The 15,032-nt window shown below is 42.3% G+C and carries 14 protein-coding genes and 11 tRNA genes; 23 read left to right on the forward strand and 2 right to left on the reverse strand.

From position 1 onward, the window contains the following. Positions 1 to 4: 4 nt before the first annotated feature. From HNR31_RS15250 to HNR31_RS15270, 5 genes are all read left to right on the forward strand, one after another. Entirely contained in the window at positions 5 to 1,381 is a 1,377-nt protein-coding gene (locus HNR31_RS15250; protein ID WP_181557059.1) for a UDP-N-acetylmuramoyl-tripeptide--D-alanyl-D-alanine ligase, read from the forward strand. Between the two features lie 122 nt (positions 1,382 to 1,503). Then, positions 1,504 to 2,196, forward strand: coding sequence for an alpha/beta hydrolase (locus HNR31_RS15255; RefSeq protein ID WP_181557060.1), 693 nt, complete (start codon positions 1,504 to 1,506; stop codon positions 2,194 to 2,196). Positions 2,197 to 2,308: 112 nt separating this feature from the next. Continuing rightward, the gene (locus HNR31_RS15260; protein ID WP_181557061.1) at positions 2,309 to 3,709 is read left to right on the forward strand and encodes a DEAD/DEAH box helicase; all 1,401 of its coding nucleotides are present in this window, start codon (positions 2,309 to 2,311) and stop codon (positions 3,707 to 3,709) included. A 309-nt stretch (positions 3,710 to 4,018) separates the two neighbouring features. Then, positions 4,019 to 4,498, forward strand: a complete 480-nt coding sequence (locus HNR31_RS15265; protein WP_181557062.1) for a PH domain-containing protein — start codon at positions 4,019 to 4,021, stop codon at positions 4,496 to 4,498. Continuing rightward, a complete protein-coding gene (locus HNR31_RS15270) occupies positions 4,491 to 5,921 on the forward strand; it encodes a PH domain-containing protein (RefSeq protein WP_181557063.1) in 1,431 nt (476 codons plus the stop codon). Before HNR31_RS15265 ends, HNR31_RS15270 begins: the two co-directional genes overlap by 8 nt. Here HNR31_RS15270 and HNR31_RS15275 read toward each other — a convergent pair. Then, a complete protein-coding gene (locus HNR31_RS15275; RefSeq protein ID WP_181557064.1) occupies positions 5,896 to 6,498 on the reverse strand; it encodes a rhomboid family intramembrane serine protease in 603 nt (200 codons plus the stop codon). The genes HNR31_RS15270 and HNR31_RS15275 overlap by 26 nt on opposite strands. A gap of 69 nt (positions 6,499 to 6,567) precedes the next feature. On the opposite strand from HNR31_RS15275, the gene acpS reads away from it, so the two are divergent. From acpS to HNR31_RS15305, 6 genes are all read left to right on the forward strand, one after another. Next, complete coding sequence (acpS, locus tag HNR31_RS15280; protein WP_181557072.1) at positions 6,568 to 6,930, forward strand: holo-ACP synthase; 363 nt, start codon at positions 6,568 to 6,570, stop codon at positions 6,928 to 6,930. Positions 6,931 to 7,023: 93 nt separating this feature from the next. After that, positions 7,024 to 8,037, forward strand: coding sequence for a LolA family protein (locus HNR31_RS15285; protein WP_181557065.1), 1,014 nt, complete (start codon positions 7,024 to 7,026; stop codon positions 8,035 to 8,037). A 254-nt stretch (positions 8,038 to 8,291) separates the two neighbouring features. Beyond that, entirely contained in the window at positions 8,292 to 9,461 is a 1,170-nt protein-coding gene (gene alr / locus HNR31_RS15290; RefSeq protein ID WP_181557066.1) for an alanine racemase, read from the forward strand. Positions 9,462 to 9,582: 121 nt separating this feature from the next. Continuing rightward, on the forward strand, positions 9,583 to 9,864 hold the full coding sequence (locus tag HNR31_RS15295; RefSeq protein WP_181557067.1) for a CopG family ribbon-helix-helix protein: 282 nt from the start codon (positions 9,583 to 9,585) through the stop codon (positions 9,862 to 9,864). A gap of 4 nt (positions 9,865 to 9,868) precedes the next feature. After that, complete coding sequence (gene ndoA / locus HNR31_RS15300; protein WP_003253417.1) at positions 9,869 to 10,219, forward strand: type II toxin-antitoxin system endoribonuclease NdoA; 351 nt, start codon at positions 9,869 to 9,871, stop codon at positions 10,217 to 10,219. A 160-nt stretch (positions 10,220 to 10,379) separates the two neighbouring features. Next, positions 10,380 to 12,545, forward strand: a complete 2,166-nt coding sequence (locus HNR31_RS15305; protein WP_258561104.1) for a Tex family protein — start codon at positions 10,380 to 10,382, stop codon at positions 12,543 to 12,545. 15 nt (positions 12,546 to 12,560) lie between these two features. On the opposite strand, the gene cmpA is transcribed toward HNR31_RS15305, so the two are convergent. Beyond that, the gene (cmpA, locus tag HNR31_RS15310; protein ID WP_181557069.1) at positions 12,561 to 12,674 is read right to left on the reverse strand and encodes a cortex morphogenetic protein CmpA; all 114 of its coding nucleotides are present in this window, start codon (positions 12,672 to 12,674) and stop codon (positions 12,561 to 12,563) included. A gap of 83 nt (positions 12,675 to 12,757) precedes the next feature. On the opposite strand from cmpA, the gene HNR31_RS15315 reads away from it, so the two are divergent. The 12 genes from HNR31_RS15315 (at position 12,758) to HNR31_RS15370 (ending at position 14,923) form a co-directional block, all read left to right on the forward strand. Next, positions 12,758 to 13,213: a SprT family protein gene (locus HNR31_RS15315; protein WP_181557070.1), complete on the forward strand. Its 456-nt coding sequence runs from the start codon at positions 12,758 to 12,760 to the stop codon at positions 13,211 to 13,213. A 512-nt stretch (positions 13,214 to 13,725) separates the two neighbouring features. Next, positions 13,726 to 13,800: transfer RNA gene (locus HNR31_RS15320), tRNA-Asn, on the forward strand. 2 nt (positions 13,801 to 13,802) lie between these two features. Next, positions 13,803 to 13,895 (forward strand) — tRNA-Ser (locus tag HNR31_RS15325). Positions 13,896 to 13,913: 18 nt separating this feature from the next. After that, a tRNA-Glu gene (locus HNR31_RS15330) sits at positions 13,914 to 13,985 on the forward strand. Positions 13,986 to 14,084: 99 nt separating this feature from the next. Further along, a tRNA-Asp gene (locus tag HNR31_RS15335) sits at positions 14,085 to 14,160 on the forward strand. A 100-nt stretch (positions 14,161 to 14,260) separates the two neighbouring features. Then, positions 14,261 to 14,335 (forward strand) — tRNA-Gln (locus HNR31_RS15340). 10 nt (positions 14,336 to 14,345) lie between these two features. After that, positions 14,346 to 14,418: transfer RNA gene (locus tag HNR31_RS15345), tRNA-Lys, on the forward strand. Between the two features lie 7 nt (positions 14,419 to 14,425). Next, positions 14,426 to 14,510: transfer RNA gene (locus HNR31_RS15350), tRNA-Leu, on the forward strand. 17 nt (positions 14,511 to 14,527) lie between these two features. Further along, positions 14,528 to 14,610 (forward strand) — tRNA-Leu (locus tag HNR31_RS15355). A 69-nt stretch (positions 14,611 to 14,679) separates the two neighbouring features. Continuing rightward, positions 14,680 to 14,756: transfer RNA gene (locus HNR31_RS15360), tRNA-Arg, on the forward strand. A gap of 6 nt (positions 14,757 to 14,762) precedes the next feature. Continuing rightward, positions 14,763 to 14,836 (forward strand) — tRNA-Pro (locus HNR31_RS15365). A gap of 13 nt (positions 14,837 to 14,849) precedes the next feature. Then, positions 14,850 to 14,923, forward strand: a tRNA-Gly gene (locus tag HNR31_RS15370). Positions 14,924 to 15,032: the final 109 nt, after the last annotated feature.

Genomic DNA, 15,032 nt, shown 5'->3' on the forward strand with positions numbered 1-15,032 from the left:
CAACATGATTACTCGTACGTTACGCGATATTCAAGAAATGGTAGAGGGGCACGGCTTGTCAACATCGTTTGAGTCTCTAATCGCTCAAGGAGTTTCTACTGACACAAGAACGATTCAGCTTGGAAATTTATATATTCCGCTCAAAGGAACAACGTTTAACGGCCATGCATTTGTGAGTGAAGCGTTTGCGAAAGGGGCGTGTGCAGTGCTATGGGCAGAAAGTGAGCCGCATCCGCCGGAAAATGTTCCGCTTATTTTTGTTGACGACACATTACAAGCGCTTCAGCGTCTTGCCCATCGTTATCGTGAACAACTATCGGTAAAAGTAATCGGGATTACAGGAAGCAATGGAAAGACGACGACCAAAGATATCGTATCCGCTCTATTGTCAACGAAGTATAAAGTGCAAAAAACGGAAGGAAATCTTAATAACCATATTGGTCTACCATTAACGTTGCTCCGCCTTGAGGAAGATACGGAAATGGCCGTTGTAGAAATGGGAATGAGCAATTTCGGGGAGATTGAGCTCCTATCCCGATTGGCCAAACCTGATGCAGCCGTCATTACGAACATTGGCGAATCACATATGCAAGAGTTAGGTTCACGTGATGGAATTGCTCGGGCGAAGTTGGAAATTATCTCGGGATTAAACGAAAACGGTGTTTTTGTATATCATGGCGATGAGCCGCTTTTGGCGAAACGAGTACAGCAGATGGAATTGCCGTATCATATCATCACGTTCGGGAGCGAACAAAGCAATGACTATTATCCGCTCACCGTTTTTTTAGAAGCGAGCGGAACAGTGTTTACGGTCAATCAAGCACCTGATGCTTCATTCTTTCTCCCGATTTTAGGGAAACACCATGTGTATAATGCATTAGCGGCGATTGCTGTGGCGCGCTTTTTCGAAGTAAGCTGGGAAGAGATCAAGACAGGTCTTTCTGGCTTACAAGTTACTCGTATGCGGATGGAAGTGACAAAAACAAAAGGTGGATGGACGATTATTAATGATGCCTACAACGCCAGTCCGACATCGATGAAAGCGGCGCTTGAGTTGCTTGGAGAATTAACGGGATATGCCAAAAAAATTGCTGTTTTAGGAGATATGTTGGAGCTTGGCGATAAGGAAGTTGACTTTCATCAACAAATCGGTGCGATGTTGCAACCGAATATAGCCGATTACGTGTTGACGTACGGAGAGTTGGCTCGACACATTGCTTTGGAGGCGCAAGATTCGTTCCCATCCGGGCGTGTAAAAGCATATGATGACAAAGATGCATTAGCCAAAGATCTCGTCTCTATGCTTTCTCCTAACGATGTTATTCTTTTAAAAGCATCCAGAGGCATGAAGCTTGAGGAATTGCTGAACTATTTGCAATAGCTGTTATTCAATTCGATATCGCCAAGCGGCAGTAGAGGGTGTAAGAGTGTCGATTTTGTGGAAAAGTAGGGATGTTGCTTCTTACTGTCGCTTTCGATTTTTCAAAGAAATGGTGATTTTCGATGATTGGCTGTTTATGTATACACGGGTTCACTGGTGGGCCTTATGAAGTAGAACCGCTTGCTAACTATTTGCGTGAAAAAACGGATTGGCTTATTGAGACACCAACCTTGCCCGGTCATGGTGAGACATTACAGCTCAAAGGAATTACATATGACCGGTGGTTTCGAGCCGCAGAAGAAGAATTGCAAAAGCTCATGGAAGAATGCGAAACTGTCTATGTCATTGGCTTTTCGATGGGAGGAGTCATTGCCGCTTACTTAGCGACGAAATATCGCATCGACAAACTTGTTTTGTTGAGCGCTGCGTTTTATTACGTGAATCCGCGGCAGCTGTTAAAAGATATGCGCAATATGATTCGTGATGGTTTGCGGCGAAAATTAAAAGAAAACCCATTGTTTGTACGATATAAGCATAAAATCTTGTTCACTCCCATTACCGCGGTATTAGAGTTCCGAAAGCTAGTGAGCCAAGTCCGTCCGCGCTTACCTGACGTACATATTCCTGTACTCATCGTTCATGGAAAGGAAGACGGGATTGTTCCGATAAAAAGCGCGCATTATTTATATGAAAACGTTGGTTCACCCTTAAAAAAATTGTGTTTTTTGCCTTCTTCTCACCACCATGTTTGTCATGGTCCTGACCGTGAACAACTATTTAAAGAGGTAGAAGCTTTTCTAAAGGGAAATATTTGAAGATGGTATTTATTGCAAATGCGGTATGGAAATGGTATGATAACTGTTACAATGTCCAAGATGACATCGTTCGTTTTGGTACAGTAAGGAAGTAAAAGGAGTATGAATTACATTGACAACATTTCATGAATTAGGATTAAGCAATGAATTAATGAAAGCTATTAGTCGAATGGGCTTTGAAGAGACGACACCGATTCAAGCGGAAACGATTCCGTTAAGCATGCAAAATAAAGATGTCATTGGTCAAGCGCAAACAGGTACGGGAAAAACAGCTGCGTTCGGCATCCCGCTTGTCGAAAAGATTGATACGAAAAATGACGCGATTCAAGGGCTGGTTGTGGCTCCAACTCGTGAATTAGCGATTCAGGTATCCGAAGAGTTATATAAAATTGGTGCTGTCAAGCGCGTTCGTGTGCTGCCGATTTATGGCGGGCAAGATATTGAACGGCAAATTCGCGCTTTAAAAAAGCGTCCTCATATCATTGTAGGAACACCGGGGCGAATCATCGATCATATTAATCGAAAAACGCTTCGTTTAGAGCGCGTTCATACTGTTGTGTTAGATGAAGCGGATGAAATGCTGAACATGGGCTTTGTCGACGATATCGAAGCAATTTTAAGCCATGTACCAACGGAAAGACAAACGTTGCTTTTTTCAGCAACAATGCCAGAACCGATTCGCCGTATTGCAGAGAGGTTTATGAAAGAACCTCATCTTGTTAAAGTTAAAGCAAAGGAAATGACTGTTCCGAATATCGTGCAATATTACTTAGAAGTTCAAGAAAAGAAAAAATTCGATATTTTAACGCGCTTACTAGACATTCAAGCGCCGGAGCTTGCGATCGTATTTGGACGCACAAAACGTCGCGTTGATGAGCTAGCGGAGGCGTTAAATTTACGCGGTTATGCTGCTGAAGGGATTCACGGTGATTTGAGCCAAGCGAAGCGTTTATCCGTGCTTCGTAAATTTAAAGAAGGTGCCATCGAAATTTTAGTGGCAACCGATGTGGCTGCGCGCGGATTAGATATTTCTGGAGTGACACATGTTTATAACTTTGACATTCCACAAGACCCAGAAAGCTATGTGCACCGCATTGGTCGTACAGGTCGCGCTGGAAAAACAGGGGTGGCGATGACGTTTGTGACGCCGCGTGAAATCGGTCAGCTTCATAATATTGAACGAACGACGAAGCGAAAAATGGAGCGTATGAAGCCGCCAACGCTCGATGAGGCGCTAGAAGGCCAACAGCGCATAGCGATTGAGAAGCTGGTGTCGGTTGTTGAAAACGAAAACTTATCTTTTTATAAACGTGCTGCTGAAGAGTTATTGGAAGAACATGATTCCGTCTCTCTTGTGGCTGCGTGTATTAAAATGTTGACAAAAGAGCCGGATACGACTCCAGTGACATTGACGGAAGAGCCACCGCTGCCGGTAAAAAAAGAGAAAAAACGCATGAATCGCAAAGGTGGTCAAGCAAAAGAACGAACAAAAAAACGTCGCGTCGCTCGCTAAACGAGAAAACGGTGCCATAGGCGCCGTTTTTGTTTTTATATATAAAGATAAGAAAGTATAAATGTGAAATGACCGAAGCCAAATAAAAGGATGAAGCGCTTTTTCGCCTTGTTCATGATTTAAAGAAGTTTGACGAAATCGGATGGATCGATAGGACAATTTTTTTATTCGTTAACCGCTAAATATTAGCGGTTTTTTTCTGTATACTGTATATAATAGTGGAGTTTTTTTCTATATCGAAAGCACCTGTTTTCACCACAGTAGGCTTAACCGTTAGGAATGATTGTTGAAAACAGAAAGGAGAAACCGATGAGAGGGGAACCGAAACACCGAATTAGCGAGAGAGCGTTGCGTGTATGGAGAATAGACGGGATGATTTCCTCATGCGTATATTGGCTTGGCTTTTTTGTAGTGTTAGGGCTAACGTTCGCTTTTCATTGGCCGTATTGGATTAGTATGGTCACCTTCGTGCTCTCTGTTTTTGCCACTTATCTTCTTGTATGGCTGTTTCCGGCTTTGCGTTGGAAACGTTGGCGTTATGATGTACATGAGCACGAAATTGAGGTTCAGCACGGAATATATGTGATAAAACGTACTATCATTCCGATGGTGAGAGTTCAGCATGTTGATATGAAACAAGGGCCGCTCCTGCGCAAATATCGTCTCGCGACCATCTCGATTTGGACAGCGGCAACAGTTCATGAAATCCCTGCTTTAGATGTGGAAGAAGCAGAGGCGTTACGCGATCGCATTTCTGTGCTAGCAAGGATGGCTGATTCAGATGAATAAACCTCGTCGTTTGCATCCGATTGCTTCACTCATTTATTTTATCAAAATGGTTCGCGAGTGGATTATTCCGTTTGTGGTTGTACTTGTGTTTGGAAAAAATAATCACCCATCATTTTTGGGGCTAAAATGGGTAGGAGTGAGTATCGTTTTATTGATGTCATTGATCGTAGGAATCGCCTCTTGGTATCGGTTTACATACCGAATTGAGCAAGGGGAATTGCGAATTGAATATGGGGTATTTGTAAGAAAAAGGCGCTATATTCCCCAAGAGAATATCCAGGCAATTCATATTTCTTCTGGCATTGTGCAACGGTTATTTGGTCTAGTGAAATTACAAATTGAAACAGCAGGTGGGAACCAAGAGGCGGAAGCAGTATTAACAGCAATTACACGAGAGGAAGCGGAACGATTAAGAGTACTTTTACTTCAAGACGAATTTTCAGTAGAGAAAGAAAGCACTGAAGCGCTTTTATGCTATAAGGCGGCTTATAAAGACTTATTGATTGCCGCTTCTACATCTGGGCGCCTCGGAATTGTGCTCTCCGCCATTGGCGCGCTTTTCAGCCAATTTGACGAATGGATTCCGTATGAAGCGATCTTTCGGAAGCTCAGGCAGTTTGTGCATTTGGATGCGGTGCTTCTTATTGTAGCTGCTGTAGTTGTTGTTACGTTAGCGTGGTTCATTTCCATTTTGATAATCGTGGTAAAATATCGCCATTTTACGGTGCAAAGAAAAGGAAAGGATATTATCATTTCACATGGATGGCTTGAGAAGCGACAGTTTACCATTCCACTCGCTCATATTCAAGCGATTCGCATTTCACAAAACCCTGTTCGCGAGCTGTTCGGTTATGCGGCGGTGTATATTGAAAGTGCCGGAAGTACATTTGAAAAAGATGCAAACTATTCGACTATGTTATTTCCTCTTGTGAATATGAAGGACATTAACGAGCGTTTAGAAACGTTTGTACCCGGTTATACGATTCCGTTTTCGTTTATATCTCTCCCTCGTCGGGCGTTACCGCGCTATTTGCGGCGGGTGATGTTGTTTCCTGCTATATGTATATTCATCATATGCTATTTTTTTCGCCCGTGGGGATACGCGTTATTATTAGCGTTATTGCCGCTAGTATGGTTAGGATATGCACGTTATAAGGATGGCGGCTGGAATATAGCTGGATGCCAGTTAGCCCTTCGCTATCGCTTGGTAACCAAAATAATCGTTCTTTTAGAAAAGCAGCGAATTCAATCGCTAGAGAGGAAACAATCGATCTTTCAGCAACAAAAGAAGCTAGCAACCGTCGGTGTATCGATTCGTTCCGGCTTGCATTCAAAACGATTTTCTGTCATTGACATGAGCGAGAACGATTTGTGTAGGATAGAGGACTGGTATCGACCTAGCGGCGATATAGATGAAGATTGAAAGCGACAAACGGCGCGATGATCGCTCCTCCTAAAAAACCGAAAAGATGGGCGACGGTATTCATATTCGGCGTTGTGATGGTCATAAAAAAACCGATGCATAATACAGCGATAATGATATGTGCATGCTGCTGATCGATAACATCGTTTCGGAATATGATTAAATAACTATAGATACCAAACAGGCCGAAAATGGCTCCAGAAGCGCCTAAATGACTATACATTGCGGGTAAAAGAAAGAGTGTTGCAATATTGGCAAATAGCCCGCTTCCTATATAAGCGATGATGAACTTCCATTTTCCTAACATTTTTTCTAAAGCCGGACCAAACAAAAGAAGCGAAATCGAGTTGACAATCATATGCCCAAAGTGGAGATGTAAAAACAGCGGGCTCACTAACCGCCAATATTCCCCTTTCCACACAGCAGCGTTAAAGCCGATTAAGGTTTTCAAAATTGAATCAGTTGCCGGGGTATTCAAAAAGAACATAAACCAAAATAAAAAGTGGGAGGAAACAAGGATCGACACCACTGGATAGAGACGAAGGAATGTGTGAACATTTTCTGTACGGGTAAACATGTAACTCGCTCCTCTTTTTTATAGCTTGTTTACTAAAATGTATGTTGGACACAGAAAGGATAGAAGATGATGATTGTTGGAATTGGCATTGATATTGTAGAGATAGGACGAATACAGCAGTTAATGGAACAAAACCAAAAGTTCATCGATCGAATTTTAACAGAGGAAGAGAAATTGATCTTTTCTCAACTATCGAATGGACGAAAAGCCGAATTTCTTGCTGGACGATTTGCTGCAAAAGAAGCGTATGCAAAAGCATTCGGGACAGGAATTGGGGGAAGCTTATCATTTCAGGATATTAAGATTTTAAATGATGAGCACGGAAAGCCAATCGTTATTTCTAAAACAGATGAACATCGTGTTCATGTTTCAATTTCGCATAGCTGCGATTACGCTGTTGCCCAAGTAATTATTGAACGCTTGTCATGCTAGTCTGCATATTCAACTAACCTGTCTCATATATTTGGTAATGCATATAGGAGAGCACGTCTCCTAACGTTGATATGAGGCAAAGGGGTTGAAAACATGAGGAGAAACTTGTTTGGCGTATTGCTGGGCATCGTGTTGCTGTTGGCGCTAGCTGGATGTGGGACGAAATCGCAAGAAGATGTAGTGAAAGCGCTTGATGAAAAGATGGATGAAGTATCAAGCTATCGGGCAGAAGCAAAAATGACGCTCAAGACAGGCTCAGATTCACAAGTATATAACATAGAAATTTGGTATAAGCAGCCGTCGTATTACCGCGTTAGTTTAAAAAATGCTAAGAAAGATCAAAGCCAAATCATTTTACGCAATGATGAGGGGGTATTTGTTCTTACTCCGGCATTAAACAAAAGTTTCCGCTTCCAAAGCGATTGGCCAAAAAACAGCAGCCAAGCGTATTTGTATGAATCGCTAGTGAAAGACATTTTAAGTGATTCAAAAGCAAGCTTTAAAGCGACGAAAGACCATTATGTATTTGAAACAAAAACCAATTATCCAAACAGCAACATTATTCCAAAACAAGAAATTACTTTAAACAAAAAAGACTTAGCTCCAGTATCTGTGAAAGTCATGGATACGGATATGAATGCCCTTTTAACGGTGGAGTTTTCTAAAGTCGAATTTAATAAAAAATTTGATGAGAATGCATTCGATACAGCCAAAAACATGACAGGAGCGCGTTTAGAAGTGCCGACGATGGCAAAAGGAGAGACCGATGCATTAGAAGTGATGTATCCGGCTGATCTGCCATCTGGCGTTGAGCAAGTGGATGAAAAAGAGATCGCCACAGAAAACGCCAAACGAGTCATTATGACGTTTGGAGGAAAAAAATCGTTTACATTAGTTCAAGAAAAAGCGCGTGTATTGCCGGCAACAAGTACACCAACTCTCGTAAACGGCGATCCGGTAGATTTAGGATTTGCTATCGGTGCACTCACGGATCATTCACTCACTTGGTCATATAAAGGTGTTGACTTTATGATTGCCTCTGACGATTTAACGCCGGAAGAAATGGTCATGATCGCTCGTTCCGTACAAGGAAAGGCTACTAAATAAAGGATTTCCGTACAGGCTCAAATGAATAGAGCCTGTTTTTTGTTGAATATAAGTTTACCTCGAAAAATTCGGTTTTTTCGTTGCTCCTCTTACAGATACAGTTTTCTAATCAGCGAAAGATCGGTGCATGACAAAGGCTAATGCCCGCTCTTTTATGTAAATCGTGAAAGAAACAATTATCTTTTGTTGACATTACCACCATAAGAGACAATAATTTTTATATAATGATTGCGAATAAGGAAGTGCATAACAAGATGAAGGACTCATTTTACCGTGATACATGGGCAGAAATTGACTTAGATGCGATTAGTCATAATGTTTCTTCATTGAGGGAATTTTTAGGGAATGATGTAAATATTATGGCGGTTGTGAAAGCAAATGCGTACGGGCACGGCGATGTACAAGTGGCTAAGACAGCTCTTGAGGCCGGCGCTTCATATTTAGCTGTAGCGTTTTTGGACGAGGCGCTCGCATTAAGAAAAAAAGGAATGGAAGCTCCCATTCTCGTATTAGGTGCTGTTCGGCCTGAATATATCAATATCGCCGCACGCGAACGAATTACGCTTACGGTGTTTCAAACAGAGTGGCTTGAGCAAGCAGCGCTCCTTTATCAAGAAACCATTCCTATTTCTTTTCATTTAAAAATGGATACGGGAATGGGGAGAATAGGGGTAAAAGACGAAGCAGAAACAAAACGAATTGTTGAGATGATCGACCAACATCCTTATTTTTCTTTGGAAGGGGTTTATACTCATTTTGCAACGGCCGATGAAGTAAATACAGATTATTTTTCTTTTCAATATCAAAACTTTTTGCGAATGTTGGATTGGCTTCCTTACAAGCCGTGTTTTATTCATTGCGGAAATAGTGCAACAAGCTTACGGTTTCCGGAAAAAGTGTTTAACATGGTCCGCTTTGGAATTTCGATGTACGGCTTAGCACCTTCCCCTGAAATCAAACCATATTTGCCATACAAGCTAAAGGAAGCGTTCTCATTGCATAGCCGCATTGTCCATGTGAAGCAGTTGATGCCCGGGGAAAAAGTAAGTTACGGAGCGACTTATACAGCGGAAACGGAAGAGTGGGTAGGCACGGTTCCAATTGGGTACGCTGACGGATGGCTTCGGCGCCTTCAACATTTCCATGTTCTCGTTAATGGAACAAGGGTACCGATTATCGGGAGAATTTGTATGGACCAATTGATGGTTCGATTGCCCGAAAAAGTTCCTGTAGGAACACAAGTGACACTCATCGGACGACAAGGTGATGCCTATATTTCTATCGATGAGGTTGCTCAATACCTTGGCACGATTAATTATGAAATTCCTTGTACAATAAGTTATCGAGTTCCCCGTATTTTTTTAAAAAAGAAGAGTATAATGGAAGTGAGAAATCTTGTTTTAGATGGCAAGGGGTATGTATAAACTGAAAATTTTTTCAGACGATAATAGGTAGAAGAACGGGAATGGCTTTGCATCGCCGTTATTTAATGGTATTATGAAGTGGGAGCAACTAATTGGCTGCAGTTCGTGGAGGTGTATGTTCGTGTCTGAATCTAGCGCAACAACGGAGATCGTCGTTCGTTTACCTCAAGCATTATTAACGGAATTGGATGTGCTTGTGAAACAAGAGAACGGCAATCGCAATGAACTTATTTATCAAGCGACTAAAATGTATATTCGCGAGCGGAAAAAACGGCAAATTCGCGAAGCGATGAGACGCGGTTACATGGAAATGGCAAAAATTAACTTATCCATTGCATCGGAAGCGTTTCTTGCAGAATATGAGGCCGACCACACCGTTGAACGTTTAGTTAGCGGGGGGTAATGCTTTGATTGTTAAACGTGGCGACGTTTATTTTGCGGACCTTTCCCCGGTAGTTGGCTCAGAGCAAGGAGGCGTTCGTCCGGTATTAGTCATTCAAAATGACATCGGAAATCGCTTTAGTCCGACGGTCATCGTGGCGGCGATTACGGCGCAAATCCAAAAAGCGAAGCTACCAACACATGTTGAAATCGATGCAAAGCGCTACGGATTTGAACGAGATTCCGTCATTCTTTTAGAACAAATTCGTACAATTGATAAGCAGCGACTAACGGATAAAATTACTCATCTAGATGACGAAATGATGGATAAAGTGGACGAAGCATTACAAATTAGTCTAGGTCTGATTGACTTTTAATACATCGAATTTGTTTCAGAACAGGGCAGGTCGCACGCAATCGATCTGTCCGGCTATGCAAATATACTATTGGATGGAAATAGCTGCATCGTTTGTAGCTATTTTTATTTTTTTACTTTTGGTAAAATAAAAATTATCAAACAATTGGAGGTTAATGAATTTGTCAAAAGCAGAATCGCTCATTCATGTGATTGCGAATGAATTGCAGCTTTCAGCCCAACAAGTAAACAATGTTATTTCGCTTTCTGAAGAAGGAAATACTGTTCCATTTATCGCTCGTTATCGGAAAGAGTTAACAGGTGCCCTAGATGAAGTACAAATTCGCAATATACTCGAGAAATGGAACTACTTGCAAAACCTTGAACAAAGGAAAGAAGAAGTATTACGTCTCATCGATGAGCAAGGAAAATTGACGGACGAGCTAAGGGATGCTATTTGTGGGGCAACCAAGCTGCAACAAGTCGAAGATTTATATCGTCCATACAAGCAGAAGCGGCGCACAAAAGCAACGATCGCCAAAGAAAAAGGGATTGAACCGCTAGCGGAATGGTTGTTCACGTGCCCGATAAGTCCGTCGCCAGAGGAAAAAGCAGCTGAGTTTATCAATCCGGAAAAGGAAGTGTTGACGGTAGAAGAAGCGCTCCAAGGCGCCAAAGATATTATCGCAGAAAAAGTTTCCGACAATGCACAGTTCCGACAATGGATTCGCGAGCAGACATGGAAAAAAGGGATTATCGTTTCCACAGGAAAAGACATAGAGAAAGATGAGAAAAAAGTATATGAAATGTACTACGAATACGAAGAACCGATACATAAAATCGTTCCGCACCGCATTTTAGCATTGAACCGCGGAGAAAAAGAAAATGTGTTGCGCCTTTCGATTCAAGCACCTGTCGAGGAGATTCTTACATATTTACGAATCGAGACGATTACAAATGATCAATCGCCTGCTGCTCCTCTCCTTTTAGAGGCGATCGAGGACGGGTACAAGCGTTTAATTGAACCGTCAATTGAACGGGACATTCGCAATGAATTAACGGAAAGAGCTGAAGAGCGGGCCATTCATATTTTTGCTGAGAATTTACGCAAGCTGTTACTCCAACCGCCTTTAAAAGGGAAAATTGTTCTCGGTATTGATCCTGCGTATCGGACAGGCTGTAAACTGGCTGTTGTAGACGAAACGGGCAAGCTGTTGAAAGTCGATGTGATATATCCCCATCCACCTCATGAGCGGTTGGAGGAGGCGAGAGAAAAACTTATTCGCATCATTCAAGATCATTCTGTGCAAATGATTGCAATTGGGAACGGCACGGCGTCACGTGAGACGGAACAGTTTGTTGCCGATACGTTAAAACAGGTACAACAAGAAATCTTTTATCTGATTGTCAGCGAAGCAGGAGCGAGCGTATATTCCGCTTCTGATCTTGCCCGTCAAGAGTTCCCGGATTTACAAGTAGAAGAACGGAGCGCTGTTTCCATCGCGCGGCGCGTGCAAGACCCGCTTGCGGAACTAGTGAAAATTGACCCAAAATCGGTAGGCGTTGGACAGTATCAGCATGATGTCTCACAAAAAAAGTTAGCTGAATCATTACACTTTGTTGTTGAAACCGTCGTAAACCAAGTCGGTGTCAATGTCAATACTGCGTCTGTGTCTCTTTTGCAATATGTATCGGGTTTATCCAAAACCGTTTCTGAAAATATTGTTAAGCGAAGAGAAGAGCAAGGAAAATTTAGAAATCGTAGCGAATTAAAAACGATTCCAAGGCTTGGAGCGAAAACATACGAACAATGTATTGGCTTTTTGCGTATTATGGATGGGGACGAGCCATTAGACCGAACCCCCATTCATCCTGAACGATATGATGAAGTGAAAAAGCTGTTACAGCAAATCGGCTTCACCACTGCAGATATCGGAAGCGAAACGCTTCGGCAAGCACTGCAAACGCTCGCGGTTAAAGAAACGGCTGAAGCGCTCGGTATTGGAGAATTAACGTTACGGGACATTATTGACGCACTTATTCGTCCGGAACGCGACCCGCGTGACGAATTACCAAAGCCGCTATTGCGAAAAGATATTTTAAAAATGGAAGACTTGAAAAAAGGAATGGAATTGGAAGGAACAGTGCGTAACGTCGTCGATTTTGGAGCGTTTGTCGATATCGGAGTCAAGCAGGACGGTCTCGTTCATATTTCGAAGCTAAGTAAACAATATGTACGGCATCCACTTGACGTTGTATCGGTAGGTGATGTCGTTAAAGTTTGGGTCGAAGATGTCGATGTGGCAAAGGGGAGAATCGCCTTATCCATGCTTCCGCCGGAGATATGAGAAAAAACACTGCCTTTATGAGCAGTGTTTTTTCTGATAAAAAAACCAGCATTGATTTAATAATTTAATTTGATAACGATTTTTCTCATAGTAGGCCCGTCTCATTTGTTTTTTTAACCATGTAGGCATAGACAATAACCTCCGTTATGAAAAGGTTAGTATATAATGTATGTATAGGCAGGTCGTCCTGTGTCAAAAAAGGTGGGAAGAAAATGGAGCAAAACGATTTGCAGCAGCTCGTGGAAAAAATATCTTTACAATTTTTCGGAAAACCATTTCAACACCAAGCGTTGTTCAATTCTAGGTTACGAACAACAGGAGGACGGTACTTATTACGTTCGCACAACATTGAAATCAATCCAAAATATTACGAGGCATTTGGAGAAGAAGAACTCGTTTCAATTATTAAACATGAATTGTGCCATTATCATCTTCACTTAGAGGGAAAAGGTTATCGGCATCGCGATCAGGATTTCCGCATCTTATTACAGCAAGTGCAAGCACCGCGATATTGCCGACCGCTTCCTCATCAAATGAAAAAAACAGCTAACAAGTTTTACGTGTATATTTGTTCAAATTGCGGCCTTGAGTATAGACGGAAAAGGCGAGTGAACACAAGTAAATATGTTTGTGGGAAATGTACGGGACGATTAGAAGCTTTATTTTAATAATAATATAGGGAAGAAGATAATTATGGATGAACGCAACTAAGAAGACTCTTATCAAAAGAGTAAAAATAGGGAAGTATACTTTTAGGAGATAATGGAATAGGGGCGAGGAGAATTAGCGGGAGAAGTTACTATTCGGAAAATGAAAAAAGAGCTAGAGTTAGACATTGATTGACCACCTATTAGCAGTAAATGAATGCAGTATGATTGATGATCAAATTGAGACAGGAAATGTCATTTAAAACAGGTAGGGCTCTTATAAACCCATTTGGATTCATATCCCCCCTAGGAGAAATCTCTTTAATAATGTATTGCTTTGCCCGCAAATTATCATTATAAGATTAAGCTACATAAATTTTTTTAAAAAATAGTTGACATCAATGGAGTATATGTGCTAAATTATAAAAGCCGTCGCTGATAGGTGACAAGGTAAATTGAAAATAGAAGAGATATTGACAGCAACGAAATCCCTCACTATAATAAAAGAAGTCGACAGGTGATTCTAAATTCATTCCGCAATAGCTCAGCGGTAGAGCAACCGGCTGTTAACCGGTAGGTCGTAGGTTCGAATCCTACTTGCGGAGCCATTGGAGAAGTACCCAAGTGGCTGAAGGGGACGGTTTGCTAAACCGTTAGGTCGTGTTTTTACGGCGCGCGGGTTCAAATCCCGCCTTCTCCGCCACTTTGATATATACAGTTTGGCCCGTTGGTCAAGTGGTTAAGACACCGCCCTTTCACGGCGGTAACACGGGTTCGAATCCCGTACGGGTCACTATTTGTTTGCGGGGGCGTTGGCGTTTTATCCAAAACACCACCTCCCCTTTTATTCGGATTATAAAAAGTTAGTTGGACAGATGTATAATGATTAAGAGGTCCCGTAGTGTAGTGGTTAACATGCCTGCCTGTCACGCAGGAGATCGCGGGTTCGAGTCCCGTCGGGACCGCCATTTAAATAAAATAGACGAATTGTCATGTGTATTTTATTCGAGAATTATCAAATAATATTGCTGTGATTACTCATGCAGCATTCTCAGAGAAGTGATTCATTGGGCTATAGCCAAGCGGTAAGGCAACGGACTTTGACTCCGTGATGCGCTGGTTCGAATCCAGCTAGCCCAGCCATTTTCATCATGAGCCATTAGCTCAGTAGGTAGAGCATCTGACTTTTAATCAGAGGGTCGGAGGTTCGAGTCCTCCATGGCTCACTTTTTTGCGGGTGTGGCGGAATTGGCAGACGCACCAGACTTAGGATCTGGCGCCTCACGGCGTGGGGGTTCAAGTCCCTCCACCCGCACCATTCATCATCTCGATTAAGCGGTCGTGGCGGAATGGCAGACGCGCTAGGTTGAGGGCCTAGTGGGGGCAACCCCGTGGAGGTTCAAGTCCTCTCGGCCGCATATTAAAAAAGTACTTGCAATTTTATATAACAAATATTATACTAGAAAATGTTCTTTAAAACACAGTTTGCGCTCGTAGCTCAATTGGATAGAGCATCTGACTACGGATCAGAAGGTTAGGGGTTCGAATCCTCTCGAGCGCGCCATTATTCCGGGAAGTAGCTCAGCTTGGTAGAGCACATGGTTTGGGACCATGGGGTCGCAGGTTCGAATCCTGTCTTCCCGACTCTTTGAATCAAGCGGGTGTAGTTTAGTGGTAAAACCTCAGCCTTCCAAGCTGATGTCGTGGGTTCGATTCCCATCACCCGCTCCACTAATCATTAATAATGTTCTTTGAAAACTGAACAAAACGAAGCGTCCACGTCAATTTGCTAGGTTGTTTAACTTTCTATGGAGAGTTTGATCCTGGCTCAGGACGAACG

The organism is Thermaerobacillus caldiproteolyticus, assembly GCF_013761245.1.
In the GTDB taxonomy this organism is placed as follows: Bacteria; Bacillota; Bacilli; order Bacillales; family Anoxybacillaceae; genus Thermaerobacillus; species Thermaerobacillus caldiproteolyticus.

Excerpts from the sequence above, each read along its gene's own strand:
- acpS (WP_181557072.1), top strand. The coding sequence starts at position 6,568 with ATGATTGTTGGAATTGGCATTGATATTGTAGAGATAGGACGAATACAG.
- cmpA (WP_181557069.1), bottom strand. The coding sequence starts at position 12,674 with ATGCCTACATGGTTAAAAAAACAAATGAGACGGGCCTACTATGAGAAA.
- HNR31_RS15255 (WP_181557060.1), top strand. The coding sequence starts at position 1,504 with ATGATTGGCTGTTTATGTATACACGGGTTCACTGGTGGGCCTTATGAA.
- HNR31_RS15315 (WP_181557070.1), top strand. The coding sequence starts at position 12,758 with ATGGAGCAAAACGATTTGCAGCAGCTCGTGGAAAAAATATCTTTACAA.
- HNR31_RS15270 (WP_181557063.1), top strand. The coding sequence starts at position 4,491 with ATGAATAAACCTCGTCGTTTGCATCCGATTGCTTCACTCATTTATTTT.
- HNR31_RS15275 (WP_181557064.1), bottom strand. The coding sequence starts at position 6,498 with ATGTTTACCCGTACAGAAAATGTTCACACATTCCTTCGTCTCTATCCA.
- alr (WP_181557066.1), top strand. The coding sequence starts at position 8,292 with ATGAAGGACTCATTTTACCGTGATACATGGGCAGAAATTGACTTAGAT.
- HNR31_RS15265 (WP_181557062.1), top strand. The coding sequence starts at position 4,019 with ATGAGAGGGGAACCGAAACACCGAATTAGCGAGAGAGCGTTGCGTGTA.
- HNR31_RS15285 (WP_181557065.1), top strand. The coding sequence starts at position 7,024 with ATGAGGAGAAACTTGTTTGGCGTATTGCTGGGCATCGTGTTGCTGTTG.
- HNR31_RS15250 (WP_181557059.1), top strand. The coding sequence starts at position 5 with ATGATTACTCGTACGTTACGCGATATTCAAGAAATGGTAGAGGGGCAC.